The sequence below is a fragment of the Exiguobacterium artemiae 255-15 genome (assembly GCF_000019905.1).
GTDB lineage: Bacteria > Bacillota > Bacilli > Exiguobacteriales > Exiguobacteriaceae > Exiguobacterium_A > Exiguobacterium_A artemiae.
This window is the reverse complement of record NC_010556.1, coordinates 963,575-989,413: the sequence shown is the minus strand read 5'-3', so window position 1 is coordinate 989,413 and position 25,839 is coordinate 963,575. Positions and strand designations below refer to the sequence as shown.

Annotated in this window: 22 protein-coding genes, 1 riboswitch and 2 other annotated features; of the genes, 7 read left to right on the top strand and 15 right to left on the bottom strand. The window is 49.2% G+C overall.

The genetic code is table 11. The annotated features are described in order from the left end of the window. Positions 1 to 75 precede the first annotated feature (75 nt). A complete protein-coding gene (locus EXIG_RS05015; protein ID WP_012369840.1) occupies positions 76 to 849 on the top strand; it encodes a sporulation protein in 774 nt (257 codons plus the stop codon). Between the two features lie 67 nt (positions 850 to 916). Here EXIG_RS05015 and tenA read toward each other — a convergent pair whose 3' ends face one another. After that, positions 917 to 1,612 carry a thiaminase II gene (tenA, locus tag EXIG_RS05010; protein ID WP_012369839.1) on the bottom strand — a complete coding sequence of 232 codons (696 nt, stop codon included), beginning with the start codon at positions 1,610 to 1,612 and terminating at the stop codon, positions 917 to 919. A 73-nt stretch (positions 1,613 to 1,685) separates the two neighbouring features. Next, a riboswitch (TPP riboswitch) is annotated at positions 1,686 to 1,791 on the bottom strand. Between the two features lie 191 nt (positions 1,792 to 1,982). Here tenA and EXIG_RS05005 point away from each other — a divergent pair. The 6 genes from EXIG_RS05005 to EXIG_RS04980 all read left to right on the top strand — a co-directional run bounded on the left by EXIG_RS05005 (position 1,983) and on the right by EXIG_RS04980 (position 10,863). After that, entirely contained in the window at positions 1,983 to 2,864 is an 882-nt protein-coding gene (locus tag EXIG_RS05005; RefSeq protein WP_012369838.1) for a DUF1002 domain-containing protein, read from the top strand. A 279-nt stretch (positions 2,865 to 3,143) separates the two neighbouring features. Continuing rightward, entirely contained in the window at positions 3,144 to 5,009 is a 1,866-nt protein-coding gene (gene abc-f, locus EXIG_RS05000; RefSeq protein WP_012369837.1) for a ribosomal protection-like ABC-F family protein, read from the top strand. Positions 5,010 to 5,223: 214 nt separating this feature from the next. Further along, positions 5,224 to 6,699 (top strand): alanine/glycine:cation symporter family protein, encoded by a 1,476-nt coding sequence (locus tag EXIG_RS04995; RefSeq protein ID WP_012369836.1) that lies wholly within the window; start codon positions 5,224 to 5,226, stop codon positions 6,697 to 6,699. A gap of 117 nt (positions 6,700 to 6,816) precedes the next feature. Continuing rightward, entirely contained in the window at positions 6,817 to 7,707 is an 891-nt protein-coding gene (locus EXIG_RS04990; protein ID WP_012369835.1) for a diacylglycerol/lipid kinase family protein, read from the top strand. 325 nt (positions 7,708 to 8,032) lie between these two features. Then, positions 8,033 to 8,749 (top strand): SH3 domain-containing M23 family metallopeptidase, encoded by a 717-nt coding sequence (locus tag EXIG_RS04985; RefSeq protein WP_012369834.1) that lies wholly within the window; start codon positions 8,033 to 8,035, stop codon positions 8,747 to 8,749. 125 nt (positions 8,750 to 8,874) lie between these two features. Further along, positions 8,875 to 10,863, top strand: a complete 1,989-nt coding sequence (locus tag EXIG_RS04980) for a penicillin-binding transpeptidase domain-containing protein (protein ID WP_012369833.1) — start codon at positions 8,875 to 8,877, stop codon at positions 10,861 to 10,863. A gap of 68 nt (positions 10,864 to 10,931) precedes the next feature. On the opposite strand, the gene trpA is transcribed toward EXIG_RS04980, so the two are convergent. From trpA to yqiS, 14 genes are all read right to left on the bottom strand, one after another. Then, positions 10,932 to 11,711 (bottom strand): tryptophan synthase subunit alpha, encoded by a 780-nt coding sequence (gene trpA, locus EXIG_RS04975; protein ID WP_012369832.1) that lies wholly within the window; start codon positions 11,709 to 11,711, stop codon positions 10,932 to 10,934. Next, entirely contained in the window at positions 11,711 to 12,910 is a 1,200-nt protein-coding gene (trpB, locus tag EXIG_RS04970; RefSeq protein ID WP_012369831.1) for a tryptophan synthase subunit beta, read from the bottom strand. The genes trpA and trpB overlap by 1 nt, the downstream gene beginning before the upstream one ends. Continuing rightward, a complete protein-coding gene (locus EXIG_RS04965; protein ID WP_012369830.1) occupies positions 12,910 to 13,485 on the bottom strand; it encodes a phosphoribosylanthranilate isomerase in 576 nt (191 codons plus the stop codon). Before EXIG_RS04965 ends, trpB begins: the two co-directional genes overlap by 1 nt. Then, positions 13,472 to 14,248, bottom strand: coding sequence for an indole-3-glycerol phosphate synthase TrpC (gene trpC / locus EXIG_RS04960; RefSeq protein ID WP_012369829.1), 777 nt, complete (start codon positions 14,246 to 14,248; stop codon positions 13,472 to 13,474). The genes EXIG_RS04965 and trpC overlap by 14 nt, the downstream gene beginning before the upstream one ends. Then, complete coding sequence (gene trpD / locus EXIG_RS04955) at positions 14,245 to 15,264, bottom strand: anthranilate phosphoribosyltransferase (protein WP_012369828.1); 1,020 nt, start codon at positions 15,262 to 15,264, stop codon at positions 14,245 to 14,247. Before trpD ends, trpC begins: the two co-directional genes overlap by 4 nt. 5 nt (positions 15,265 to 15,269) lie before the next feature. After that, a complete protein-coding gene (locus EXIG_RS04950) occupies positions 15,270 to 15,836 on the bottom strand; it encodes an anthranilate synthase component II (RefSeq protein ID WP_012369827.1) in 567 nt (188 codons plus the stop codon). Further along, positions 15,833 to 17,227, bottom strand: coding sequence for an anthranilate synthase component I (gene trpE / locus EXIG_RS04945; RefSeq protein ID WP_012369826.1), 1,395 nt, complete (start codon positions 17,225 to 17,227; stop codon positions 15,833 to 15,835). Before trpE ends, EXIG_RS04950 begins: the two co-directional genes overlap by 4 nt. A gap of 49 nt (positions 17,228 to 17,276) precedes the next feature. Continuing rightward, positions 17,277 to 17,520: a binding site (T-box leader), on the bottom strand. Positions 17,521 to 17,567: 47 nt separating this feature from the next. Beyond that, positions 17,568 to 17,800: a binding site (T-box leader), on the bottom strand. A gap of 61 nt (positions 17,801 to 17,861) precedes the next feature. Further along, on the bottom strand, positions 17,862 to 19,145 hold the full coding sequence (locus tag EXIG_RS04940; RefSeq protein WP_012369825.1) for a dihydrolipoamide acetyltransferase family protein: 1,284 nt from the start codon (positions 19,143 to 19,145) through the stop codon (positions 17,862 to 17,864). A gap of 13 nt (positions 19,146 to 19,158) precedes the next feature. Next, entirely contained in the window at positions 19,159 to 20,142 is a 984-nt protein-coding gene (locus tag EXIG_RS04935) for an alpha-ketoacid dehydrogenase subunit beta (protein WP_012369824.1), read from the bottom strand. Beyond that, positions 20,139 to 21,152: a thiamine pyrophosphate-dependent dehydrogenase E1 component subunit alpha gene (locus EXIG_RS04930; protein ID WP_012369823.1), complete on the bottom strand. Its 1,014-nt coding sequence runs from the start codon at positions 21,150 to 21,152 to the stop codon at positions 20,139 to 20,141. The genes EXIG_RS04935 and EXIG_RS04930 overlap by 4 nt, the downstream gene beginning before the upstream one ends. A 13-nt stretch (positions 21,153 to 21,165) precedes the next feature. Next, positions 21,166 to 22,587, bottom strand: coding sequence for a dihydrolipoyl dehydrogenase (lpdA, locus tag EXIG_RS04925; RefSeq protein WP_012369822.1), 1,422 nt, complete (start codon positions 22,585 to 22,587; stop codon positions 21,166 to 21,168). After that, positions 22,557 to 23,660 carry a butyrate kinase gene (gene buk / locus EXIG_RS04920; protein ID WP_012369821.1) on the bottom strand — a complete coding sequence of 368 codons (1,104 nt, stop codon included), beginning with the start codon at positions 23,658 to 23,660 and terminating at the stop codon, positions 22,557 to 22,559. The genes lpdA and buk overlap by 31 nt, the downstream gene beginning before the upstream one ends. 16 nt (positions 23,661 to 23,676) lie before the next feature. Then, on the bottom strand, positions 23,677 to 24,801 hold the full coding sequence (locus tag EXIG_RS04915; protein ID WP_012369820.1) for a Leu/Phe/Val dehydrogenase: 1,125 nt from the start codon (positions 24,799 to 24,801) through the stop codon (positions 23,677 to 23,679). Positions 24,802 to 24,814: 13 nt separating this feature from the next. Continuing rightward, the gene (gene yqiS, locus EXIG_RS04910; RefSeq protein WP_041261518.1) at positions 24,815 to 25,735 is read right to left on the bottom strand and encodes a phosphate butyryltransferase; all 921 of its coding nucleotides are present in this window, start codon (positions 25,733 to 25,735) and stop codon (positions 24,815 to 24,817) included. Between the last annotated feature and the right edge of the window lie 104 nt (positions 25,736 to 25,839).

Here is a 25,839-nt window from a genome sequence, read left to right as displayed (position 1 = left end):
GCAAATTCATCCGTGTTCGACAAGCAAGTCAGCTTTCTTTTCAGTCGTCATACTTAATTTAAGGAGGAACACAACATGTTTAAAAAAATCCTTTCCCAAATCGGTATCGGTGCCGCAACGGTCGACACACGCCTCGAGCAAGAACACTGTGAACCCGGCGGTACGATTCAAGGAGTCGTCCATATCAAAGGCGGTAACGTCGATCAGGAAATCGCACGGATTTATCTCGCCTTCAATACCCAGTACAAACAGGAAGTTGGGGACAGCAAGACATTCACGACATTCACACTGGATCGGTTTGTGTTAAATGAAGCACCGTTTACCATCGAAGCCGATGTCGAACGCGAAATTCCGTTCACGCTGCAGGTTCCTTTTAATACACCCCTCTCCGTCAGTCAATCGAAATCCTGGATCGAGACCGGTCTTGATATCGCGCAAGCGGTCGACCCGTCCGATCATGATGCGGTCGTCGTCAAGGCAAATGACTATCAATCCGTCATTCTGGAAGCGATGGAAGATCTCGGATTCCGTTTGAAGAAAGCAGATACAGAAAAATTACCGGGCCGCTTCCGAAAAGATTTACCGATCGCGCAGGAACTCGAATATTCTGCCCGCGGCACGCATTATGCGCATAAACTGGATGAAATCGAAGTCATCTTGCTGCAGGACCGGTCCGGAATCGATATCGTTCTTCAAATCGACCGTCGTGCCCACAGCCTCGGCTCTTTGTTCAGCGAAATGGCGGGTACGGACGAAACGATGACGAAACTTTCATTATCCAATCAGGAGTTAACCAATCCGTCGCTGGTGAAACAACGCCTCGCAGATTTGATTGAACACCACAGCTGATTTATCTTTTCTATATAAAACACCGGATCCGCCAACAAGCGAATCCGGTGTTTTACGTTGTCCTGTCTTATTTCAATGATGTCGTTGTAATAATCTGTGCCAGGCTTTTTTCAAATGTCTCTTCCGTCCAGCCCATTTCCCAAAACATCAATTCGTAATAACAGCTTCTGACGAAATGCTGCTTCATCCGGGTGCGTTCTTGATCACTTGCTTGCGCTGCCAGCTCATTCAAACGCTCGATCTGCTCAAAGACTACCCGCTCGAACCAGTCCGAACTGTATGTCGCAATCCATTGTTGATAAATCGGTGAAGCCGGTACAGCGCTCTGTAACTGTTGTCCGATTTCATAATAGAGCCAGTAACACGGTAAGATGGCAGCAATTGTCTCCCCGAGCGTCCCTTCGCTCGCATGGTGCATATGTGAAATATAGGCGTATGCGGTCGGAGCCGGCTCGAACCGGGCTAATGTTTCGTCCGAAATCCCAAGCGGTTTAAAAAACGACTGGTGCAGACTCAGTTCTGCGGCATAGGTCGATGTCGCATGTTCCGCGAGCTCTGCAATCGTCACGAAATCCTGTGCCTTGGACGCGGCACGGGCCTGAATTTTCGCGAAATGTTTTAAGTAATAGGCGTCTTGGAGTACGTAATGTCGGAATTTCTTCTCCGGCAATGTCCCGTCTGCAAGACCGGTCACGAACGGATGCGTAAAACTGCTGTCCCAATACTGTCCTGCCGCTTGCCGGATTTCTTCACTGAATTTCATATTTCTTCCCCCTTTTTTCATCAAAAAACGCCACACCTGATGTCAGATATGACGTGAAAAGACCAGAAAAAGAGGATCTGTCACGCCACTTCCCTCCGTAAGTCCAAACTTAATCAGGTTCAAAGGGTCCGCACGTCTCCGTCGTCTCAGTCAGCCTACTGACTCCCCTAGTGGTCGCTATTTGATTTGTTTCAAGTGTAACATGATTTCATTCAATTCTGAACCCGCCCCCCTTCTTTCCATTGTTTTTCTGTACAATGAACATGACGGAAGGTCGATGCCGGCTCGTCCTTGAGACCGATTCTCTTCCATCACCGGTCGATTAGACTGAAATTAGTACCTGATACTTAACTTACGGAGGAATCTGACAATGAATAAAACCATCACATGGACTGCTTCGGCATTACTTGCCACGACGTTATTACTGCCTACTGCCGCATCTGCCGAGCAGGTCGTCGACAAAACGATCATCACACTCGGTGAATCGCTCGGAGCAAAGGATAAAGCATGGGTCTTGTCCCGCCTCAATGCGCCGGAAGGCATCACTCCGATAATCGCGACGTCTGCCGATGAGGAAAAATATCTCGGAAAAAACATTCCCCAATCCCAGCGTGGCGGCAATATGTATTCCTCCGCCAAGATTGAATTGGCTGAAAAAGGCGACGGTCTGTCCGTCGCAACCGAAAATATCACGTGGGTCACAAAAGACATGTATTTGAATGCGCTGGTCACGGCCGGTGTGACCGATGCCGACATTACGATTACTTCCCCTTATAAAGTAACCGGTACGTCTGCCTTGACCGGTATCATGAAAGCCTATGATCAAACGTCAAGTGAGACCGGTATCAAACTGACGGATGAACGGAAAGATTTAGCCCAACAAGAATTATCGGTCACATCAGATGTCGGAAAAACCGTCGGAACGGATAAAGTCGCCGACTTGATGAACGAAATCAAAGCCGAAATCGCGAAGCAAAAACCGGAGACGAAAGTCGAAATCGAGAATGTCATCGTCCAAGTCATTCAAAACAACAATATCAATCTGTCCGATGCCCAAATGGAACGCTTGACCGGTCTGTTTAATCAAATGGAAAAAGCTGATCTTAACTGGGGACAAATTGAGACGGGACTGAAGGATGCCGGACAAAACATCCAGTCCTTTGCGACATCGGAAGAAACAAAAGGATTTTTCGCCAAACTGTTTGACGGCTTAAGTGCCTTCTTTAATTCCATCGCCGGTTTATTTAAATAATCTGCTCTTCCTTTCATTCCAGGCGGCATGGTAAAATAGAGTCATCGAATGAGAAAAGGTGGTGTGGAGAGATGGGTTTTGCTGCGTGTAAGCATTGGTTGATGGAACAACTGTATCTGTTGCGCGCGATTTTTCATGGAATGGCGTTCTAAGGGACTAGTCTGTCCTTTTTTCGAAGAACTCTATACTTGAAAAATAAAGCAAAGCGCATCTTCCACTGGTGAAGGAGAGTGCTGTTTGCGCTCTCCTTTTTTTGATGCGTCAGAGAGGAAAATTCATATGATGATCTGCGACATCCAACACCTGTCCAAACAATTCGGAGGCGACGATATCTTAACGGATGTGTCCCTCTTTATCCAGTCACACGACCGTATCGGCTTGATCGGACGTAACGGGAGCGGGAAAACGACTTTCCTGCGTTTACTGGCCCGGCTTGATTCACCTGACGCCGGAACCATCTACCAAAAAAGCGGGCTATCCATCGGTTATTTGGAACAATTGCCGGTATACGATCACCACATGACCGGTCTTGACGTCCTGTGGACCGCGTTCGCCTCTTTACTCGACTTACGGCAATCGTTGCACCAGCTCGAACAAGAGATGGCAACGAAAACCGATCAACTCGAGTCATTGCTTGTACAGTATACGAAGGTGACCGAAGCATTCGAGCGGCAAGGCGGCTATTTACTGGAGTCTAAAGTCGATCGGATGATTAACGGTTTACGGCTTCATCCGTTACTTAATCGTCCGTTCAATCAGCTCAGCGGCGGTGAACAAACGAAAATCTGTCTCGGACGGATGCTGTTGAGTGAACCCGACTTGTTGATTCTTGACGAACCGACCAACCATCTCGATCTGGAAGCCGTCGAATGGCTTGAGTCATTTTTAGCACACTACGCCGGTGCCGTCCTACTCGTATCTCACGACCGCGTTTTCCTTGATACGGTCGTGACGAGCATCGCTGAACTCGAAGATGGTGAAGTCCGGCTTTACCAAGGAAACTATACGTACTACATGATGGAAAAAGAACGTCTTTTACTTGAACAATTCCATGCCTATCAGGAACAGCAAAAAAAGATCAAGCAAATGAAGGACGCAATCCGCCGCTTACGGCAGTGGGCCAATGAAGCTTCTCCTCCAAGCGAAAAGCTGTTCCGGAAAGCAAAATCAATGGAACGTGCGCTGGAACGAATCGAACGGATCAAACGTCCGAAGCTTGAGGCTGAGACACCGGATCTTATTTTTACGGCACAAGGTAAAACAAGCCGGACGGTCTATCGTCTGGAGGACGTCGGCGTTTCCTTCACCGAGTCGCCGTTGTTCCATTCTTTAACCGTCGATATCGTTGCCAAGGACCGCTTGGCCATCGTCGGTGCCAATGGCAGTGGAAAAACGACTCTGTTGCAATTGTTGTTAGGTCATATTCAACCGACGAGCGGTCTCATCTCCCAAGGTCCTTCGGTCAAAATCGGCTATTTATCCCAACACATCGACTTTCCTGACGATCAACGGTTAATTGATGTCTTCCGGTCAAACATCGTATGTGATGAAGGGACAGCCCGTAAACGGCTCGCCCAGTTTTTATTTTTCGGTCCCCGTGTCTTTTTACCTGTGACCGCTTTAAGCGGAGGCGAGCGTATGCGGCTGATGCTTTCAATCCTCGTCAACTCGGAATTAAACGTCTTGATCCTTGATGAACCGACGAACCATCTCGACATCGAATCACGGGATGCTCTCGAAGAGGCGCTTGAATCGTTTAACGGAACGCTGATCGCTGTTTCCCATGACCGCTACTTTTTAAATCGGCTGTTTACGAAAACACTCTGGCTCGGACAAACACCGACACTGTATCACGGTCCTTATGCATATGCGGTAAGCAAACGGACTGTCGCGTCCCCTTCCGCTGAACCGAAACAACTCTCTTTAAATAAAAAATCACCTCAACCGACACCTTCGATGATTCCGATGCAAACCTCCCGGCAACTCGAAGAGACAATTCAGCAAGCAGAGCAAGAGTTATTTCTACTGGAGTCGCAACTCGAACAGACAAGCGATTACGAAAGATTGATGAAACTTTCTACCAGTCGGGAAGAGCTGGTTCAAAAGATTGACGAACTGTACGAACAATTCCTTGCCGTAGAATGATTCTCTAACCATACATCACCCTGTTTTGACCTGTCGTAATCATCGACAGGTCTTTTTTTCTCATTCTGAATCAAGTTTTCTTTTTACATTCTAAATAATTAATTCGATTAGTTTCCGAAAAAAAGTTTTAAAATTTCTCTTGTTAATTATCTGAAAATTCGTATAATTTAGCTTATAGCCATTTTACCACAACACATGAGGAGGAATTTTTCAGATGGATGCCTTTCAGCAAGCAGTACAATCAGGAGTCGATTTTGCCAACAACTTATTATGGTCTTATGTTTTAATCGCGGCACTAATCGGCGTCGGCATCTACTTCACCATCCGGACAAAATTCATTCAGTTCCGGTACTTAAAAGAAATGTTCCGTGTCACACTCGATAAAAATGAGAAAACAACGGATGATGAAGGAGAAAGCATCACTTCACTGCAATCGTTCTTCATCGGCGCCGCTACCCGGATCGGGACAGGTAATTTAGCCGGCGTTACGATTGCCATCACGCTTGGCGGTCCCGGTGCCGTCTTCTGGATGTGGATGGTCGCTTTGCTCGGTGGAGCAACGGCTTTGATTGAAAGCACGCTCGCTCAGGTCTACAAAGTCCGCGACAGTAAGACCAACGCTTACCGCGGCGGACCGGCCTACTACATCGAAAAAGGATTGAAAAACCGTGCTCTCGGTGTTGTTTTCGCCATCTTGATTGCCGTCACTTTTGGTTTGATTTTCAACTCGGTTCAATCGAATACGATCGCAGCTGCCTTTGACAATGCCTTTGGAATCAACAAAGCCGTTATCGGCGGTGTCCTCGTCGTCTTGACAGGACTCGTCATCTTCGGCGGTGTTCACCGCGTTGCGAAATTCTCTGCTGTCGTTGTCCCGATCATGGCGGGTCTTTATCTGATTGCTGCCCTCTTCGTTGTCGTCACGAACTTCACAGAACTCCCTGCTGTCTTCATGATGATTCTCAAAAGCGCATTCGGCATCGAACAAGCCGTCGGCGGATCTGTCGGAGCAGCTATCTCACTTGGTGTTAAACGGGGTCTCTTCTCGAACGAGGCCGGAATGGGTTCAGCACCAAATGCTGCGGCTGCGGCTGAAGTCTCGCACCCTGCAAAACAAGGGTTCCTCCAGACACTGGGTGTTTTCCTCGATACACTGATCGTCTGTACAGCAACTGCTGCCATCGTCTTGTTGAGTGACAGCTATGCTGCCGGAAACGGTGAAGGAATTGCGATGTTACAAAATGCTTTAGGCGAACAGCTTGGAGCTGTTGCCCCGGCTTTCATCGCAGTCTGTGTTTTCCTGTTTGCCTTCAGTTCCATTGTCGGCAGTTATTACTACGGCGAAACGAACATTGAATTCATCAAAAACAGTCCGGCTGCCGTCTTCGGATTCCGGATTGCGACAATGGCTTTCGTTTTCATCGGATCTGTTCTCAGTCTCGGAATGGTCTGGAGTTTTGCCGATCTCTTCATGGCCGGTATGACCTTGATCAACTTGACGGCCATCTCACTTTTAGGTGGCATCGCGCTGAAAGTCATCAACGATTACCAGGAACAACGGAAAAAAGGACTTGATCCTGTTTTCTCGGCGAAAGCTCTCGGTATCGAAAATACAGAGTGTTGGGACGAAGAAGAAACGGTTCGTCCGGCAGCTGGAGAAGCATCCCCACCGCCAATCGCCCGCCGCTAATTTCAAAATCGCCTTGGACATGACGTCTGTCGATGTCCAAGGTTTTTTTCTGTCCAGGATTATGTTTATGTAATCTTGGGAAAATAGGAACAGGTAGAATTAAAGGAGGAATCATTTGTGTCAAAAGTCATGCTCATTATCAATCCATCGTCCGGTAAAGAACTCGGTAAAAAACATGCGGAACTCGCTGAAGGAACATTGGCTCAACGGTTTACGGAAGTTGATGTACGCTTCACGGAAAAAGAACTTGATGCAACTGAATTCGCCACACAAGCTTCACTCGGCCACTATGATGCCGTCGTCGCCATGGGCGGGGACGGAACAGTGAATGAAGTCATCACCGGTATCGCGGAACAGGCGCATCGTCCGACTCTCGGAATCGTACCTCTCGGGACGGTCAATGATTTAGCACGCGCTTTACACATCCCGACTGATCCCGAGGAGGCGATCAGTATTTTAGAGGATGCCCCGTCCCGTCCACTCGACATCGGGAAATATGATGACCATTATTTCATGAACGTCATCGCGGTCGGGTTAATCGCTGAAGCTGTCGAAGAAGTCAGTGTCGAACAAAAAACATCACTCGGTTCCGTCGCCTACTTCATCGAAGGATTAAAAGCTTTTAAGGACCACAGTCCGTATCCGATTCGCCTGACGGCGGAAGAAGAATCGTTTGATGGTGAAACTCCTCTTTTGATCATTTCCCTAACTAATTCTGTCGGTGGTTTCGAATCATTCGCAAAGGATGCCCGTGTGGATGATGGTTTGTTACACGTCTTCATCGTTAAACAGCTTGGTTTCTTTGATGCCTTACAGGCCTTACCAAAATTATTGACCGGAAAAATTTCCGATGCCGATCAAGTCGAATACTTTACGACAAAAGAAGTTCATGTCGATTCAAAAGAACGTCTTCCGATTAATGCCGACGGTGATACAGCCGGTCATCTGCCGGTGACAGTCCAAGTGTTAAGTCAACATTTAACAGTCTTTGCTCCTGTATCTAAATAATCCTTATTGCCTATATTCGTGATGATGTGCCTGGCGCATCATCACGTTTTTTAATATTTTTTCAAAAGAGGACTTTTAATTTCTATTTTTATAAAAACAAATTCAGATACTAAATGAAATATTATCCATTACAATATATGTTATACAACTATAACTTTGCAATGAAATTGAAATATTTTTGTGTTATTCGCGATGCTATAATCATTCTAGCAAGAAAATATTTATACATATTAAGTATATGAACTTCATATCTTACAACTTTGAAAGGGTCTTGTTCCCTTACATAATCGTCCGTCGTCTTTCACATTTTAGGAGGAACTTCCACATGAAACGTTTACTTACAACTATGACAATGACAGCCCTGATGGTTTCTGGTTTTTCTGCTCTTCCCACACAAAAAGCGGAAGCAGCAACGACGTATAAAGTAAAAATAACGGCAGACGGTGTCCGCGTCCGGACCGGTCCTTCAACGGCTTACCGAGTTGTCGGAAGTGTCAATTCCGGCCAAACGTTCAATTATCTGGGTGTTTCGGGATCTTGGACAAAAATTTCTTACGGCGGCACTGCCCGCTATGTGTCTTCTACATATGCAAAAAAATACAGTGTCACGACTTCTACTAAAGCGTCAAGCGGATTTTCCCGCCCGGCAAGTGGTCCGATTACTCAGGGATATGGCGGAGCAAGCGGTGTCTACGGCTATACCTTCCATAACGGAATCGACATCGGCGCACCAACGGGCACACCGGTTTATGCTTCTGCCGGCGGTACCGTCATCACTTCCCGGTATTACGGGGCCTACGGTAATCACATCATGATGAAACATACTGTCAACGGTGTCTCATATACGACAGTCTATGCTCATTTAAACAGCCGTTCCGTGTATGTTGGGCAAACGATTGCCAAAGGCACAAAGATCGGAACGATTGGTGCAACAGGTAATGCTTTCGGTGCTCACCTTCACTTCGAAATGCATCGCGGTAGTTATGTCTACAGCGGTACATATGCAGCAAACAGCGTCAACCCATTAAACTACTTCAATTAAGATGTAAACTCCACTCACACGAATGTTTGTCTTCGTGTGAGTTTTTTGTCGTTCGTTCAAGATGAAATCCTTCCGAAAGAATGGTACGGTTGTAAAATAGACTGCTCGTAAAAGGAGGATTTCCCTTGAAGAAGACACTCCCGCTTCTGCTTTCAACCAGCTTCGTGCTGACGATACTTGCCGGATGTCAGGATCAACCGACACCGGAAGAACGACTGGACGCCTATATTAAGTTATGGGAAAAACAGGATTATGAAAAAATGTACGCGGAGTATGCCAGTACAGAAACGAAAAAAACATACGGTAAAAAGGAATTCATCGATCGGACGAAAAAACTAGCAGCGTCTCTTGCGATTGAAAACATTTCCGTCACACGGACGAAAACAGACAAAAATGAGGATGAGAAACAGGCAAGTTTACCGGTCACGATTTCTTTTGAGACATTGGCCGGACCCGTTTCCTACAAAAAAGAAATTCCGTTAACGTTCGAAAAACAGAAAGATACAGAAAACTGGTACATCAACTGGGATTCTTCTTTTGTTCTAAAGGATTTCAAGAAAGAAGACAAGATTCAATTGACGACACTCGAGGCGAAACGCGGTGATTTGCTTGATACGAAAAAGCAACCTCTTGCTACAACGGGAACCGGATACGTGGTCGGTGTGGTCGCAGGCAAAATCAACGATCTTAAGACGCTCGCCAAACAGTTGAACCGTCCTGTCTCAGCGATTGAAGAGGCGCTCGCCGCCAGCTGGGTCAAAGACGGACAGTTCGTTCCGTTGAAAACATATGCAGCAAACGACAAAACACAAATCAATCGTCTGAAACAGATTGATGGTGTCAGCGTCAAGGAAACGGAAGTCCGGGCGTATCCGTTCGGCAAAGCGACTTCCCATTTAATCGGCTATACCGGTTCGGCGACTGCGGATGACATCAAACAATCGAAACAAACCATTCAGGCCGGTGAACAAGTCGGAAAACGTGGGCTCGAGCAGGTACTCGACGAAACATTACGCGGGAAATCGGGTGCCCGAATCGAAATTGTTAAACCAGATCAATCAACGGTTGATGTCGCAGAGACGAAAGCAAAGGATGGACAAGACATCCAGCTGACGATTGACGGCAAGTTGCAGCAAACGACCTATGCAACGATGAAAGACGATCCGGGAACCGCAGCCGTCATCGACCCACGGACGGGTGAAACACGGGTCCTGCTAAGTTCACCGGGATTTGATCCGTCCGAGTTTACGACGGGCATTTCTCAGGCTCGGCTCGATACATTGACGAACGATCCCGACCAACCGCTCTTAAACCGGTTTACAAGTGCTTTTGCACCCGGATCGACCCAAAAACCGTTGACGGCTGCAGTAGGTTTAAACAGCAAGACACTTGATCCGGAAAAAGCTTATACGATTGACGGGTTAAAAACGAAGATCGACGGGTTTAACGTTACCCGGATTCATGAAACACCGGATCCGGTCAATCTGCATAATGCGCTCGTTTACTCGGATAATGTCTACTTTGCAAAATCAACACTCGAACAGATCGGGACCAAAACGTTTACTTCGGGTCTTGAAGCACTCGGATACGGTGAAAAGATTCCCTTCACCTATCCGATGCGGGCATCACAAATTTCAAACGACGGCTCGATTGCTTCCGACGGACAGCTGATGGATACGTCTTACGGTCAAGGACAAATGCTGACGAACATCCTGCACCTTGCGTCGATGTACGAAATCTTCCTGACGGACGGAACGATTTACCGACCAACATTGCTCGCTGAGGAAGAAACCAAACAGGTCTGGAAAAAAGATCTCCTCGAAGCAAAAGATGCCGCCTTGATCCGCAACGATCTGTATGACGTCGTCCATGCCGGTTATTCCTTACCGGCCGAAATTCCTGAGATTAAAGTCGCCGGTAAGACCGGTACGGCCGAATTGAAAAAAGCAGGCGAAGAAAACGGACAGGAAAACGGATTTTTCGTCGGTTATGACAATGACAGAAAAGATCTGCTCGTCGCCATCATGATTGAATCGGTCGAACAGGAAGACCGGGGCAGCCCGTATGTCTCGGGACTCGTCGCGGACGTCTTAAAAAGTCATGCCAATAGGTAAAAACTGAGCCTAAAAAAATAAGGGTGCCGGAAATCAATCCGGCACCCTTTGATTTTGATTGTCTGATCTTACACCGTCACGTCCGGCAGACGGGCCGCCATCAACTGTTCGATGGTCGCTTCATCTCCCTGTTGCAACAATTCGACGATCTTACTGCCGACGATGACACCGGCAACACTTGTACTTAGTTGACGGACATGTTCCGGCGTACTGATTCCGAAACCGGCCATAACCGGCACCGGACTCAGCTGTGCCACTTTTGCCAAATGCTGTTCGAGCGAATCCCCGAAGTTTGTCTGTCCACCGGTCGTTCCGTTGACAGTCACAGCATAGAGGAATCCTTCACTGTGCGCCGCCAGTTTCTCAATCCGTTCCATCGGACTTGTCAACGACACCAGTTGAACGAGTGCGATGTCCTGTTTATTGCGTCCGGCAAAAAACTGATCGCTTTGCTCGAGCGGTAAATCAGGAATAATCAGTCCGTCGACGCCGACTTCACGACAGGTCGATAAAAAAGTATCAATGCCGAAGCGGAAAATCGGATTCAAGTAAGTCATGACGACAATCGGCACGCCCGTCGACTGACGGGCAATCCGGATTGCTTCGAGAACATCCTTCAGACTGATATTATCCGCCAGTGCCCGCAAACCTGCCTCCTGAATGACCGGACCATCGGCGACCGGATCGGAAAACGGGACACCGACTTCAATTGCCGTCGCACCCGATCGTTCGAGGAACGCTAAAATATCCGGCAGACGGTCGATGCCTCCGTCTCCTCCCATCACATACGGGATAAAGGCTTTTTCACCACGTGCATTGACTGTGCGAATCGCTTGTTCTAATCGCATCATGCTTCCCCCTTTAAGGCATTTCTGACGGTCATGACATCCTTATCGCCGCGTCCTGAGAGACAGATGACGACGACTTCTTCCGGTTGCATCCCTCTCGCAAGTTCCTTTGCATGGGCAACGGCATGAGCTGATTCGAGTGCGGGAATGATGCCTTCTTTTTGGCAAAGCAGTTGCAAGGCATCCAGTGCCTGCTGATCGGTCACCGCTTCATACTGGACGCGGCCGATGTCTTTTAACAGGCTGTGTTCCGGTCCGACGCCCGGATAATCAAGTCCCGCTGAAATCGAGTGTGCTTCCGTCACTTGACCATGCTCATCCTGCAACAGGTACATCATCGAGCCGTGCAAGACTCCGACTTCACCTTTCGACATCGTCGCGGCGTGTTTCTCCGTCTCGAGTCCGCTACCGGCTGCTTCGATGCCGTACAAGGCAACCTCTTCATCATCGATAAACGGGTGGAACATTCCGATTGCATTACTGCCGCCGCCGACGCAGGCGACGATAGCTTCCGGTAACTTGCCTTCTTTTTCAAGGATTTGTGTCCGGGTCTCTTGTCCGATCACTGCCTGGAAGTCACGGACGATTTCCGGAAACGGGTGTGGTCCGAGAACGGAGCCCATCAAGTAATGCGTATCGTCGACATGTTTGACCCAGTAGCGCAATGCTTCATTGACGGCATCTTTTAACGTCCGGCTTCCTTGGGTGACGGACACGACTTTCGCGCCGAGCAACTCCATCCGGAAGACGTTTAGTTCCTGGCGGCGGATATCCTCTTCGCCCATGAAGATGACACATTCGAGATCAAGCAGTGCACAAACGGTTGCTGTCGCGACACCGTGTTGTCCCGCTCCGGTCTCGGCGACGATTTTACGTTTCCCCATCCGCTCAGCGAGTAAGGCTTGCCCGATCGTATTGTTGATTTTGTGCGCTCCGGTATGATTTAAGTCTTCCCGTTTCAGGTAGATTTTGGCGCCGCCGATTGTCCGTGTCAAATGTTCCGCATAATAAAGCGGAGTTTGCCGGCCGACGTAGTTTTCCAGCAAATCATTCATCCGTTCACGAAATGCCGGGTCTTCCTTCACTTCGGCATAGGCTTGTTCCAGTTCGAGAACAGCCTGCATCAACGTTTCCGGGATATAACGTCCTCCGTAAATCCCGTACTGTCCTAAAGCGTCCGGTTGTGAATAACGTGTCATTAGAAAGTCTCCTTTACGGCATCATGAAATGCCTGCATTTTTGTTTGATCTTTTTGACCATCCGTTTCGATTCCGCTCGAGACATCGACGGCAAACGGTTCGTATCGGTCGATTACTTGTTTGACATTATCCGGATTCAGACCGCCTGCGACAAACATCGGTTGATCGATCTGTAACTCGGTCGTCCAATCAAAGGTTTGTCCGCTGCCGGCTTCCGGCGCATCAAACAAGACATAATCCGCTTCCGGATGAATCATAGCCTGTGATCCGGCTGCGAGTGCCTGAATGACCGGCACCTGTTTTTCGTGATAGATTTCGTCCACGACCGGACCATGAAGCTGAATGAAATCCAGTCCGACTTGTTCCACCGCTTCTTCGACTTCCTGTTTCGTCAGCGAGACGAATACGCCGACGACCTGAACCGTCTCTGGAATTTCTGTCCGAAGCCGTGCCGCTTCCGTCACTGTGACCTGACGTTTGCTCGGGGCAAAGACGAATCCGATATAATCCGCCAGTCTTACAGCGTACCGGACGTCTTCCGCCCGCTTCAGCCCGCAGAATTTAATACGTGTCATGTTTGACTCCGTTGACGGCTTCAATGAAATCTGCCGGATTCTCCGCCCGCATCAGTGTTTCTCCAATCAGAATCCCGTCCGCTCCTGCTGCATGAAGCATCTGTGCTTCTGCAACGGTCTTGATGCCGCTCTCACTGATATAGCGGACACCCGGTGACTTCGTCTTCAGCAATTCGAGTGATGTGTCGAGACTCACTTCGAATTTTTTCAGATTCCGGTTGTTGATTCCGAGGATTTTCGCCTGCAACCGCTCTGCCCGTTTGAGTTCTAGCGCATCGTGAACCTCGACCAACACTTCGAGACCGCTTGCATAGGCATACGCGTATAAATCCTCTAACGTCTCGTCATCAAGCGCTGCAACAATCAATAAAATCAAACTCGCACCATGCGCTTTCGCAAGATCAATCTGAATCCGGTCAATCATAAAATCCTTGCATAGGACCGGGACGTCGACTGCTTTCGTGACAGCCGCCAAATCTTCCATGCTTCCTTTAAAATAGGTCTGGTCGGTCAGAACGGAAATGACTGTCGCCCCGCTTTCGGCATATCGTTTCGCCTGTGCCACCGGATCAACGTTTAATGAGATATCGCCCTTTGACGGGGATGCCCGTTTGATTTCGGCGATGACGGACAAATCGGTTCCGCCGAGTGATTGATGAATCGATTGGTTGAGTTGTCGCGCCTCTGCTTGCGCCACACCGTCGATCTTCAAGCGGGCGACTTCCTGTCGTTTCGTTTCAATGATACGGTCTAAGATATTCATCCGATCGCCTCCTGTTGTTTCATCCGTTGTAAATACTGTAATTTTTCAAGTGCCCGGCCGGAATCGATGCTTTCCGCCGATCGTTCAATTCCTTCTCGGATCGTTTCGACCCGTCCTTCGGCAAACAGGGCGATTCCGGCATTGAGTAACACCGTATCCCGGTATGGACCCGCTTCCCCACGCAGAACCCGTAACAGAATTTCTGCATTTTCCGCTGCCGTTCCGCCGCGGATTGCTTCGATTGGAGCGACCGATAATCCGACTTCTTCCGGGTGCAGACTGAACCGGATCAACTCACCTTGATCAAGCAACACCAATTGATTGGTTCCGGCGAGTGAAGCTTCATCCATGCCGCATGCGCCGTGCAGGACGATGGCACGTTTTCGTCCGAGACGATGCAATGTCAAAGCTATCGTCTCCAGTAAATCTTCCCGGTAAATACCGAGCAACTGTGTTTTAAGGGGTACCGGATTCGTAAGCGGACCAATCAGATTAAAAATCGTCGGAATCCGTAAATCACGGCGGACTTTCATGATTTGTTTGACACGGGGATGCATCCGTTGGGCGAACAGAAAGGCAATCCCGTTTGTCTCAAGTAATGTCGCAATTTCTTCCGTCGAGACATCAAGCGGGACACCAAGTGATTCCAGGACATCGGCACTGCCGGTCTTACTCGATACACTCCGGTTTCCGTGTTTCGCGACCTTCGCCCCGGCACCGGCTAAGACAAACGCCGCTGTCGTGCTGATATTAAAGGACTGGGATCCGTCACCGCCTGTACCGCAATTGTCGATGAAATCTGTTCCCGATACCGGAATGTCGACGGCGACTTCACGCATGATTGAGGCGAGACCGGCCAGTTCTTCCGCTGTTTCCCCTTTTGCTTTTAAGGCAATCAAAAAAGCTGCGATTTCGCTGTCCGTGACGTCTTCCGCAAACAGTTCACGGGCAGCTTGTTGCATTTCTTCAAAACGAAGATGATTGGCGTTTGCCAGTTTTGTTAATACGTCCTTCATTCCTGTCACTCCTTCATCAATTCGATAAATCGTTGAATCATGTCTTGTCCAAATGGTGTTCCGATCGATTCCGGGTGAAACTGAATCCCGTAGGTCGGATGGTCACGGTGTTCGAGTGCCATGATTATGCCGTCATCCGTCGTTGCCGTTACTTCAAGTACTTCGGGTAAGGTCGTCCGGTCGACAATCAACGAGTGGTAACGCATGACATCGAATCGTTCCGGAAGACCGGTAAACAGGCGTCCGGTTTGTTTGATGGTTGAGGTTTTCCCGTGTCGGATTTCATCCGCTTCAATGACGTGTCCGCCAAAGGCTTGACCGATCGCCTGATGTCCGAGGCAGACACCGAGAATCGGGATTTTTCCGGAATAGGTCTTAATCACGTCGAGACAGATGCCGGCGTCATTCGGATTTCCCGGACCCGGTGATAAGATGATACCGTCGGGATGCAAGTCAGCAAGTGCAGTCACTTCAATCGCATCATTTCGGATGACCTGGATGTCATCGTAGACAGCCGCATATTGATACAGGTTATAGGTAAAAGAATCATAGTTATCAATCAGTACAATCATTTCCAAACCTCCAGTAGTGACTTCGCTTTGTGCAACGTCTCTTCATACTCCAAGGTCGGATCAGAGTCATACACTATACCTGCTCCGGCCTGAACATACGCTTTTCCGTGCTGGATGACCATCGTCCGGATCGCAAGCGCAAAATCAAGATTCCCGCTGACATCAAAATATCCGACGGCTCCGGCATACACTTCGCGCTTTTTTGTCTCGTATTGATTGATCAGTTGCATCGCCCGAATTTTCGGAGCTCCGGAGACCGTACCTGCCGGCAGACAAGAAATCAAGGCGTCTGCCCCTGTCTTTCCTTCCGCCAGTGTCCCTTCGACGACGGAAACGAGATGCATGACATTTTTAAAGCGTTCGATTTCCATTTGCCGTGAAACATGAATGCTGCCAATCTGACAGACTTGACCGAGATCGTTCCGGCCCAAGTCAACGAGCATCCGGTGCTCAGCCTGCTCTTTTTCGTCGTTCAGTAACTCATCCGCCAGTTGTATGTCTTCCTGTTTTGTTTTGCCGCGGGGGCGTGTCCCGGCAATCGGATTCGTCGTGACATGACGACCTTTGACTTGAACCAGGCTTTCCGGGGATGCGCCGAGGACGATGACTTCTCCCAAATCAATATAAAAGAGGTACGGGCTCGGATTGTCCTGCCGCAACTTCCGGTAAAAGTGGAACGGATCACCGGCGAATGTTGCGTCTAACCGTTGTGACAGCACCAGTTGGAAGACATCACCCTGCCGAATATGCTGTTTTGCCTGCTCGACGAGCGAGATGAACGTTTCTTTCTCAATCTGCGGTTGGTAGACGATATTTTCAAGCGGCAGTTCGATCCGCGTCTGTTGACCGGTTTGTTCGAGCTGCGTTTTACGGATATGCAGCTTCCGTACCATCTCCTGCCGGTCGGTCAGCCCGCCGAGTGACGTATGAATCAAATGCACGCGGTGTTCCAAATGATCGTATAAAATGATTTCGTCATAGACCGCAAGCAGTGCGTCCGGTAAATTCCGATCACTGTCCGGCACAGGTCCGATGTTTTCATAGGCCCGAATCGCATCATAGCCGACATAGCCGATTGCGCCGCTTAAAAACGGAAACTCGAAATCCGTTGTTCCCCGTGTCACAGACTGTTGCAGAAGTTGGACCGGATTTCCTGTCATCGTTACGGTTTCTTCCGTCTGAAGATGATGTCGTGTCACTTGACTGCCTTCCGCCCGAAGCAGTTCAACCGGATTAACGCCGATGATCGAGTAGCGACCGTTCCCACCGCTCGCCGAACTTTCAAGCAGACATTTCCGGTCTCCTTCCAGATGTAAAAAGATCGAAATCGGTGTTAACTCATCGCCGTTCATTTCGATTTGTTCGATTATCAATTGTTCTGTCTCGATCATCCTGTTCGCCTCCTGATATAAAAAAAGTCCTCCATACAGCAAATGCCGTATGGAGGACGATAGACTCGCGGTGCCACCTCACAATTGGAACGAAGTACGTTCCCACTCTTTCCGATGCGTCTTGACGAGACATCGTAGCCTGAGATAACGGGGGCTTCCGTCACGACCTACTTACCTTTCAGTCCTGCTCTCATGAGACCATTCATCACACATCCTTGTACGGAAGTCCCACCATTCTTCCGCTCTCTGAAACAACGATTTGTCTGATTACTTAACTCATTCATCGATTTATTTATTCAATTAAATACGAAAAGGGTTTTCCCGTCCATTCATGATAAACATGAAGGACGGGAAAACCCGCGGTACCACCTTCGTTGACTAATGCTAGTCCCCTCGAACGAACCGGTCACCCTGATTCGTCGTCCTTGATAACGGAAGGTACCCGTCAGAGCCTACTATAAGTTCGGTCTGATGCTCAGAAGTCCATTCACCTGTTTCCCGATACTGATTCGCACCATCCATCAGCTCTCTTGAATCGTTTCATAGGTTACTTCTCTTCGTCATTGCGTCTGTATTGTTTAATTGTTTTTTATATTACGTTGGAAACCGTTTTCTGTCAACAGATTTGTCTGAATCAATATAAAGACAGTTGATTCGGGTCAATTGATTCGAGTGACTGTTTGACTGTCTGCAGGAATTGACCGGCCACGAGTCCATCGAGCACCCGGTGGTCAATCGACATACAGAGGTTGACCATATCGCGTGCTGCGAACATACCGTTGATCCAGACCGGACGTTTAACGATCGATTCGACGGATAAGATTGCCGCTTGCGGGAAGTTCAGAATCGGTGCTGACTGAATCGATCCAAATGATCCGGTATTGTTGACCGTAAACGTTCCGCCCTGCATTTCGCTTGATGACAAGCGTCCGGCTTGCGCGCGTTTACCGAAATCATCAATCGACCGGGCAAGTCCTTTAATGCTGAGCTCGTCGGCATTTTTGACGACCGGTACGAATAGTGCTTCCTGTGTTGCGACTGCCAGTGACAGGTTGATCGCTTTTTTCTGAATGATCTTGTCACCCGCCCACGTCGAGTTCATGATCGGATGTTTCTTTAAGCCTTCAACCGTTGCTTTCATGAAGAACGGTAGGAATGTCAATTTTACGCCTTCTTGTTTGAAGAAGGCGTCTTTATGACGGTTCCGGGCTTCAACCAAGTTTGTCACGTCAACTTCAATCATTAACCAGGCATGCGGTGCTTCGTGCTTAGAACGGACCATGTTCGTTGCGATTGCCTGACGGACACCTGCTGTCGGAATTTCGATGTCTCCGTCTTCCGTCGTGCTTGCTGTTGATTTAGCTGCTTGCGGACGTGACGGTTGCGCCGATTCCCGTTGCTCAGCCGGTTTTGCTGCCGGAACCGACTCAATCGTCGGTGCTTCGACTGTATCCGGTTGCTTGATTTGTCCGGTTTCGACGATTTTTAACAAGTCTTTCCGGGTAATCCGGCCGCCGGCACCTGTTCCCGAAACCTGTTCCAAATCGATGCCGTGTTCAGCCGACAATTTCAAAACGGCTGGTGAATAACGTTTCTTCATCGACTGATCACTCGAGACTGGCGTTTCTTCAATCGCCGGAACAGCTTCTTCCGTTGCCGCGACTTCTGTCGATCCGCCGCTGACTTGCAAGGTTACGATTGCTTCCCCGACTTGCAGCGTATCTCCTTCTTCAGCAAGCAGTTTGTCGATGACGCCGTCAAACGACGACGGTACTTCTGCCGTGACTTTATCAGTAATGACTTCCGCAATCGGATCATACTTTTTGACCGTATCACCTGGTTTGACGAGCCAAAGGGAAATCGTCCCTTCCGTTACACTCTCACCAAGCTGTGGCATCGTTAATGTTTCGGTTTTCATTGACGTTTCCCCCTTAGTACGCGTGCAGCGTCCGGATTTTGTCCTCGATTTTTTCACTCGAGACGTTAAAGAATTTCTCCATCGTCGGAGCGTATGGCATCGCCGGTACATCCGGACCGCAGAGACGCTCGATTGGTGCATCGAGATCAAACAACGCTTCTTCCGCGATGATGGCAGATACTTCACTCATGACACTGCCTTCTTTGTTGTCTTCTGTAACGAGTAAGACTTTTCCGGTTTTCCGGGCTGCCGCGACGACCGCTTCCCGGTCAATCGGATAAACCGTCCGTAAATCAAGAATATGAACATCGATGCCGTCTTTCTCAAGACGCGCCGCTGCTTCAAGGGCAAACTGAACACAAAGACCGTACGTGATGACCGTTAAATCTTCACCTTCCCGTTTGACATCGGCTTTACCGATTTCAACAGTATAGTCTCCTTCTGGCACTTCACCTTTGAGCAGACGATAGCCGCGTTTATGTTCAAAGAACAGGACAGGATCGTTTGAACGGATGGCTGCTTTCAGCAAACCTTTCGCATCATATGGATTAGACGGAATGACGATTTTTAAGCCCGGCGTCGAATTGAACATCGCTTCGACGGATTGGGAATGGTAAAGGGCACCGTGAATCCCGCCGCCGAATGGTGCGCGGATGACGATTGGGCATGACCAGTCATTGTTCGAACGGTAACGGATTTTTGCCGCTTCACTGACGATTTGGTTGACGGCCGGCATGATGAAATCCGCAAACTGCATTTCAGCAATTGGACGCATTCCGTACATCGCTGCGCCGATTCCGACTCCGGCAATTGCACTTTCAGCGAGTGGCGCGTCGATGACACGTTCTTCCCCGAACTGCTCCAACAATCCTTGTGTCGCGCGGAAAACACCGCCGCGGACGCCGACGTCTTCTCCGAGGACGAAGACGGATTCATCGCGTTCCATCTCTTCTTTGATCGCACTGTTAATGGCTTCGATTAAACTTAATGTCGTCATTTCGTTTCCCCCTCATCGTACACGTAACGGAGTGCATTTTCCGGTGCATCGTAAGCTGCCGCTTCCGCATACGCCGTCGCTTCATCGACTTCTTGTTCGAGTTTCGTTTCGAGTTCCTGTGCCGTTTCTTCTGTCAGGACACCCATTTGAATCAGTTTTTCGCGGAACAGTTTGACACCGTCGCGTGTTTTCAGTTCAGCCAGTTCTTCTGCCGAACGGTAAGATTTATCATCATCATCGGACGAATGCGGTACGAGACGTTCGACTTCAACTTCAATCAGTGTCGGACCGTCACCGCGCAGACCGCGTTCACGTGCCTCTTTGACCGCTTTGTAGACAGCAAGCGGATCGATGCCGTCAATCGTCACACCCGGCATCCCGTATCCGATCGCCCGGTCGGCAACGTGTTTCGCCGATAATTGTTTCGAGAGTGGTGTCGAAATCGCATATTTATTGTTTTCACAGAACAGAATGACCGGTAATTTGTGAATGCCGGCAAAGTTTGCTCCTTCATGGAAGTCTCCTTGGTTCGACGACCCTTCACCAAACGAAACGTAGGCGACAAGCGGTTCCCGACGCATCTTCGCAGCAAGGGCAATCCCGACCGCATGCGGTACTTGCGTCGTGACCGGACTTGATCCTGTCACGATGTTCAGGGCACGTGAACCGTAATGACCCGGCATTTGACGTCCACCTGAGTTCGGGTCTTCCGCTTTTGCGAAAGCGGACAACATGATATCACGTGACGTCTGTCCAAAATGCAGGACAACTCCGAGATCGCGGTAGTACGGCAAGATATAGTCTGTTCCTTTTTCAAGCGCGAAGGCAGCACCGACTTGTGCTGCTTCCTGCCCCTGACAGGAAACGAGAAATGGAATTTTACCCGCCCGGTTTAATTTCCACATCCGTTCGTCGATTTTCCGTGCGCGGACCATCGTTTCGAACATTTGAATCGCGTCCTGCTCCGTCAAACCCAGTTCGACGAGTTCTTTGAATTCTATTTTTTCCATCTGTTTTTCCTCCTTAGGCGTGAACCGCTAATCCGTCGACTGCCAGTGCTGCTTCCCCGAACGCTTCTGAAAGTGCAGGGTGTGGATGGACAAGCTGTCCGACTTCCCATGCCGTTGCATTCAGCACAAGCGCAAGACCACCTTCACTGATTAATTCCGTTGCTTTAGGTCCAACGATATGAACGCCGACCAGATCATCCGTCTTGGCATCGGAAACGAGTTTAATGAATCCGGCTGCTTCCCCTTCAATCCGTGCTTTTCCAAGACCGTTAAACGAGAACATCCCCGTTTTGACATCGAGTCCTGCTGCCTTCGCTTCGGCTTCCGTCAATCCGACGGAGGCGGCTTCCGGCACACTGTAAATACAACGCGGAACAAAGGCATAGTTCAGCGGTGTCGTTGAACCGTTGACAATCGTTTCGACCGCTTTTGCCCCTTCTGCTGACGCGACGTGTGCGAGTTGCAGGCGTCCGATGACATCACCAATCGCAAAGATATGATTGTCCTTCGTGCGGAACTCATCATCGACTTGGATGAATCCGTTTTCGACGATGATATTCGTATTCTCAAGTCCGATTCCTTCGACATTTGCCATCCGGCCGATTGCGACCAGCAGCTTGTCTGCTGCGAGCGTCGTCTTGTCCCCGTTACGGTCGACATCGATCGTCACACCCGACTCGGTCAGCTGGAAGCTGTCGCTTTGCGCCGCTGCACTCGTCATGATTTTGACACCGCGTTTTTTGAGCTGACGGGCCACTTCCCGACTGACAGCTTGATCTTCCGTCGGTAAAATCCGGTCGCTGAATTCAACGACTGTAACCTCGACGTCAAAGTCCGTCAACATCGACGCCCATTCGATTCCGATGACGCCGCCGCCGATGATGACAATTGATTTTGGTAAAGCGTTCATGTCGAGTGCCTCATCCGAGCTGAGCACATATTCGGAGTCAAACGCCAGACCGTTTAACGGACGCGGTCGTGAACCGGTCGCAACAATCAATTGGCGCGGTAAAATCAATTCGCCGTCACCTTCTTCCGGCTCGACGCTAATCGTTCCCGGCATCGGTGAAAAGATGCTTGGTCCGAGAATCGAACCGCGGCCGTGAAAGACTTCGATTTTTCCTTTTTTCATCAGGTGCTGGATACCAGATTCGAGACCATCAATGATGTCCTGTTTCCGTTGTTTGACCTGTTCGAACCGTAAAAACGATTCCGGTACGTCGACGCCGTATGTAGCGGCGTGTTTTACTGTCTGATAGACGGCAGCCGACTTTAAAAATGCTTTGGATGGGATACATCCACGATGCAGACAGGTTCCCCCGAGTTTTCCTTGTTCTACGATTGCTACCGTCTTCCCGGCTTGCGCAGCGCGGATCGCTGCGACGTATCCACCGGGTCCACCACCTAGGACAACGACGTCGAATTCTCTAGCCATGTTAATTCGCCTCCATATTCCTTCACTTGTTCCTCTTGACGCAGTACACGTATTACGCCTTCTGCAAGCGCCCGTAACTCATCTTCTCCCGGTATCCGGATGATAGATCCGATATGGGCAATCCGTTCTTCAATCGCTTTCGTCAACCGATCACTGTATGCGAGACCGCCCGTTAAGATGACAGCATCGACTTGACCGTATAAAACAGCACTTTGGGCCGCGATTTCTTTTGCAACTCGATACGCCATCGCCTCATACAGTAGAGCGGCTTTTTCATCTCCGTCGTCAATCCGACGTTCGATTTCAACCGCATCATACGTGCCTAAGTGCGCGACAAGTCCGCCTGACCCAACGACCAGACGCTTCATTTCCTCGAGTTTATACTTGGTACTATAACATAGTTCTACTAGTTGACCAACAGGCAGGGATCCGCTTCGTTCCGGTGAAAAAGCCCCTTCTCCGTCGAGTCCATTGTTGACATCAATCACGCGTCCGTTCAGATGGGCACCGACCGTGATCCCGCCACCCATATGGGCAACAATCAGCCGTAATTGCTCGTAGGGTATTCCATTTTCTTTCGCATACCGTTTCGCGACTGCCTTTTGATTTAAGGCATGGAAAATACTTTTCCGTTCGAGTTCAGGCAATCCTGTAAGACGGGCAATCGGCTCCAGTTCATCGACGACGACCGGATCAACGATGAATGCCGGAATCGATAACGTTTGACCAATCTCATCTGCAAGCAGTCCACCGAGATTCGAAGCATGAATTCCGAATGTGCCGTTCAGTAAATCCTCACGCATTTCCTGATTGACGCGGTATGTCCCGCTGACGAGCGGACGAAGCAGACCACCGCGACCAACAATCGCCGTAAGCGCTTTCAAATCAATCTGTTCTTGTGCTAACACATCGAGGACGACTTGGCGTCTGATGTTCAGCTGATCTGAAAGCGGTCCTCCGACCGCTTCAGCTGAATGGCGCAACGTTTTCGTAAACACTTGCTCTGTTCCATCAAAGATTCCGATTTTCGTTGAGGTTGAACCCGGATTGATGGTTAAAATACGTTCGCTCATTGAAATCCTCCTCTGATTAACCGCGTGATCCTAAAATGTTTTTATCCCGGCGTAAGAACTGGCTGCGGGCACTGCCCATTGTCGCGATCCGTTCTTCTGCCATCTTCTCTGCTGCCCGGTAAGTCGGCAGATGGTCACGTTTGGCAATTTCGATGACTTTTGCTACCGCATCATAGACGAGTTCGACTTTTTTCATCGCCCGCTCACGGTTGTACCCGTCGAGTTCGTCGGCCACATTGATGACACCTCCTGCGTTGATGACGAAGTCCGGTGTATATAAAATACCGCGTTCCTGGAGCATATCTCCGTGACGATCTTCTTTGAGTTGGTTGTTTGCTGCTCCGGCAATGATTTTCACTTTCAGTTGTGGAATCGTCTCATCGTTCAATGTCGCACCTAAGGCACACGGCGCAAAGATATCGGCATCGACGCTGTAAATTTCATCCGGTCCGACGACGAGAGCGCCAAACGCTTCTTCTGCACGGCGTAATGCATCTTGATTGATGTCTGTGACAATCAATTTTGCGCCTTCTTCATGCAAGTGACGGCATAGGTTGAAAGCAACGTTACCAACACCTTGAATCGCAACTGTTTTTCCTCCGAGTGAATCTGTGCCATATACTTCTTTAGCGGCTGCCTTCATTCCGCGGTAAACGCCATAAGCCGTGACTGGTGACGGATTGCCGCTTGATCCGAATGCCGGGCTGACACCGGTTACGAAATCTGTTTCCATGTGGATATAATCCATGTCGGCGACTGTTGTGTTGACGTCTTCCGCAGTGATGTAACGTCCGTTTAACGACTGTACGTAACGACCGAATGCACGGAACAGAGCTTCTGATTTTTGCGTTTTCGCATCACCGATGATGACCGCTTTCCCGCCGCCAAGGTTCAGACCGGCTGCCGCATTTTTATACGTCATGCCTTTTGCCAAACGAAGCGCGTCGATCAATGCTTCCTCGTCAGACGCATAGTTCCACATACGGAGTCCGCCGAGTGCTGGTCCGAGTGTCGTATCATGAATCGCGATAATCGCCTTTAATCCTGAGACTTTATCGTGACAAAATACGACTTGTTCGTAATCTTCCATTGCCATCGTTTCGAAAATACTGAATCGTGCTTCTACGTTTGTTTCAACCATTGTTAGTTCCCCCTTAGATTGTTTGTTTGATTTTTTTGGTAGGTTGCGCATTAAGTAAAGCAAAGGCTAATGAATAGAGTTTCGCTTCCGCCGTGTCGGCTCGACTTGTTAAGACGACAGGTGCTTTAGCCCCGACTAAAATCGCTGCAACCGATGCCTGAGCAAAGTACATCAGGGATTTATAAATTACGTTTCCGACCTCGATTTGTGGCACGACGAGTAGATCCGCTGCCCCCGCAACGTCTCCTGTCAGTCCCTTTTGTTTCGCCGCTTCTAAATTGACGGCGTTATCTAGAGCAAGCGGACCGTCAACAAGGCAATCCTTGATTTGTCCGCGTCGATTCATTTGTGTCAGTAAGGCGGCATCAATCGTCGCCGGCATCGTCGGATTGACGACCTCGACAGCAGCAAGTACTGCCACTTTCGGCAAGGAATATCCGACGGCTCGAAGTGCGGTCACACCGTTTTCAATGATGTGGACTTTATCCTCCAGCGTCGGAGCGATATGAATCGCAGCATCCGTCAATCCAATGGCGGTCTCCCGTCCCGGTACTTCAAACAAAGCGACATGAGACAACACTTTTCCTGATCGTAAGCCGGTCTCCTTGTTCAAGACAGCTTTCATGAACGTCGCTGTCGGAACGAGTCCTTTCATCAAGACATCCGCGTCCCCTTTGCGGACGGCATAGGCGGCACGCTCTGCTGCTTCTTGTGCCGTAGCCGTATGCGTGATGACGAACTGTGATTCGCTCAACTGTCGATCTTGAATCATTTTTTGAATACGTGTCGCATCCCCGAACAAATGAAAACGGGCTAAATCATTCTCAATTGCCAACGACACTGCATCCATTACCTCTTCATCATCAGCGGATGCAATCGCAACGACTGCATCTTCAAGACCTGCTGCTTGTTGAACCATTTGTTCAAACCTCAAGCCATTTCCCCCCTTACCTGTCGTTCTCTTTATTTAATAGCAATTTCCATGCCAACTCTAAACCGACGGTATACCAACATCTTCGTCTTTATTTTTGCATGGAA

What these genes read in the sequence shown, in the direction of transcription:
- trpE (WP_012369826.1), bottom strand. Translation starts at nt 17,227, where the DNA reads ATGATCGAGACAGAACAATTGATAATCGAACAAATCGAAATGAACGGC.
- EXIG_RS04995 (WP_012369836.1), top strand. Translation starts at nt 5,224, where the DNA reads ATGGATGCCTTTCAGCAAGCAGTACAATCAGGAGTCGATTTTGCCAAC.
- EXIG_RS05005 (WP_012369838.1), top strand. Translation starts at nt 1,983, where the DNA reads ATGAATAAAACCATCACATGGACTGCTTCGGCATTACTTGCCACGACG.
- EXIG_RS04940 (WP_012369825.1), bottom strand. Translation starts at nt 19,145, where the DNA reads ATGAAAACCGAAACATTAACGATGCCACAGCTTGGTGAGAGTGTAACG.
- lpdA (WP_012369822.1), bottom strand. Translation starts at nt 22,587, where the DNA reads ATGGCTAGAGAATTCGACGTCGTTGTCCTAGGTGGTGGACCCGGTGGA.
- EXIG_RS05015 (WP_012369840.1), top strand. Translation starts at nt 76, where the DNA reads ATGTTTAAAAAAATCCTTTCCCAAATCGGTATCGGTGCCGCAACGGTC.
- buk (WP_012369821.1), bottom strand. Translation starts at nt 23,660, where the DNA reads ATGAGCGAACGTATTTTAACCATCAATCCGGGTTCAACCTCAACGAAA.
- EXIG_RS04950 (WP_012369827.1), bottom strand. Translation starts at nt 15,836, where the DNA reads ATGATTGTACTGATTGATAACTATGATTCTTTTACCTATAACCTGTAT.
- EXIG_RS04985 (WP_012369834.1), top strand. Translation starts at nt 8,033, where the DNA reads ATGAAACGTTTACTTACAACTATGACAATGACAGCCCTGATGGTTTCT.
- EXIG_RS04930 (WP_012369823.1), bottom strand. Translation starts at nt 21,152, where the DNA reads ATGGAAAAAATAGAATTCAAAGAACTCGTCGAACTGGGTTTGACGGAG.
- tenA (WP_012369839.1), bottom strand. Translation starts at nt 1,612, where the DNA reads ATGAAATTCAGTGAAGAAATCCGGCAAGCGGCAGGACAGTATTGGGAC.
- trpC (WP_012369829.1), bottom strand. Translation starts at nt 14,248, where the DNA reads ATGAATATCTTAGACCGTATCATTGAAACGAAACGACAGGAAGTCGCC.
- trpB (WP_012369831.1), bottom strand. Translation starts at nt 12,910, where the DNA reads ATGACACGTTATTCACAACCGGACGCTTTAGGACAGTACGGGATTTAC.
- trpD (WP_012369828.1), bottom strand. Translation starts at nt 15,264, where the DNA reads ATGAAGGACGTATTAACAAAACTGGCAAACGCCAATCATCTTCGTTTT.
- EXIG_RS04935 (WP_012369824.1), bottom strand. Translation starts at nt 20,142, where the DNA reads ATGACGACATTAAGTTTAATCGAAGCCATTAACAGTGCGATCAAAGAA.
- abc-f (WP_012369837.1), top strand. Translation starts at nt 3,144, where the DNA reads ATGATGATCTGCGACATCCAACACCTGTCCAAACAATTCGGAGGCGAC.
- EXIG_RS04965 (WP_012369830.1), bottom strand. Translation starts at nt 13,485, where the DNA reads ATGACACGTATTAAATTCTGCGGGCTGAAGCGGGCGGAAGACGTCCGG.
- EXIG_RS04915 (WP_012369820.1), bottom strand. Translation starts at nt 24,801, where the DNA reads ATGGTTGAAACAAACGTAGAAGCACGATTCAGTATTTTCGAAACGATG.
- trpA (WP_012369832.1), bottom strand. Translation starts at nt 11,711, where the DNA reads ATGCGATTAGAACAAGCGATTCGCACAGTCAATGCACGTGGTGAAAAA.